Raw genomic sequence first — 1443 nt, forward strand, 5'->3', positions numbered from 1 at the left:
GGGCCACACCCGTTCAGCATCACCCTCCACACAGGCTGCGGCACCACATACGGCCAGGTCAGACGCACATCAAACGACTACGCAAAGACCCTGCCGGCTCCGGCTCCGGCGACGACGACGTCAAGTCGGTCAACGACCGGGAGTTCCCTGACCGGACATTGAGCCTTGTCCAACCTGGTGGTGCAGGTCAGCGGCGCGAAGGGGGCCGGTAGCCGGGTGAGGTGAGGCTCCCGGTAAGACAAGCAATCGACCAAGAAAGATGCCCCTCCCGGGAGCCTCGTTGCTGTCTTACCCTGCCTCGATCCCGTTGTCCACTCGATCCTTGAACCACGTCGCCGACCTGATCCGTACCCATCGCCACCAGCGCCGATCCCGGTGGCGCCGCCTCGACCCCGGCCGCCAAGCCCTGCTCGTGCTGGCCCATCTCCGCAACTGTGAGTATGGGGAGGCCGCTTCGGCTGGCGGACTGACTCGCTGCGCAACTGGCCGTGATGCCTTGTCGCCGAACCGTCGTTCGCTGATCGGAGCGGCCCATTCGACGTGGGAGCGGTGCGGACGTGTCTCGATAGGGGCCTCGCTACAGGCGTCGTCACAGTTCTGACCCTCGCCCGCTCCGACGTCGTGTCCATCCCGGTGTCTTCAAGGAGCTGTATGGCAACGCCAGCATCCCGCATCGACCGCGACTTTGATGACGAGGTCGTCCTTGGTGTCGACACGCACAAGGACCTGCACGTAGCGGCAGTGGCCTCGCCAGTCGGTCGAACGCTGGCGACGGCATCGTTCCCGGCCACGGCCGCCGGCTACCGCCAGCTCCTGTCGTGGGCGCGCAGTCACGGAACGGTGGCTCGGGCAGGAGTCGAGGGAACCGGCTCCTACGGCGCGGCGCTGGCCCGCCACCTCGTTGTCGAGCAGGTCACGGTCATCGAGGTCAACCGGCCCGACCGCGCCCAGCGACGCCGTCGCGGCAAGAGCGATGTCATTGATGCCGAAGCCGCTGCTCGGGCGGTGATCAGCCTTCGAGCGACCGCCACTGCCAAGGCCGGCAACGGACCGGTTGAGCAGATCCGCGTCTACAAGGAGCCCTTTTCATCGTGATGTGCCTGTTCACGGTGGGTGTGGTGGAGGCAGGTGTCGACATAGGACGAGGCTCCCGGTAAGACAGCAGTCGACCAAGATCCGATGCCCCAACCGGGAGCCTCGCTGTGCTGTCTTACCCGTCTGCGGTGGCGTTGTCCAGCCGCACCCTGAACCACCTGGCCGACCTCATCCGTACCGAACGCGTCCGGCGTCAGGGCCGGTGGCGGCGTCTCGACGCCGGCCAGCAGGCCCTACTCGCCCTGGCCCATCCGCGTAACGGGGACACCATCGCTCGTCTTGCCTGCGGCTTCGCGGTCAGCGTCACGACGGCCTGGCGATACGTCCGTGAAGCCATCGACCTGCTCG

General features: G+C 66.6%; 2 protein-coding genes and 1 pseudogene. All 3 read left to right on the forward strand.

Translation table 11 applies throughout. From position 1 onward, the window contains the following. Window positions 1-280 precede the first annotated feature (280 nt). Window positions 281-433, forward strand: a pseudogene (locus ABT008_RS30385) (IS5/IS1182 family transposase); the annotation flags it as partial. 218 nt (window positions 434-651) lie between these two features. Continuing rightward, window positions 652-1095 (forward strand): IS110 family transposase, encoded by a 444-nt coding sequence (locus ABT008_RS30390; RefSeq protein WP_350700738.1) that lies wholly within the window; start codon window positions 652-654, stop codon window positions 1093-1095. A gap of 107 nt (window positions 1096-1202) precedes the next feature. Next, window positions 1203-1443, forward strand: a 241-nt coding sequence (locus ABT008_RS30395; RefSeq protein ID WP_350700740.1) for a helix-turn-helix domain-containing protein, incomplete at its 3' end; no start/stop codon positions are given.

Source organism: Micromonospora sp. NPDC002389, from assembly GCF_040296095.1.
In the GTDB taxonomy this organism is placed as follows: Bacteria; Actinomycetota; Actinomycetes; order Mycobacteriales; family Micromonosporaceae; genus Micromonospora.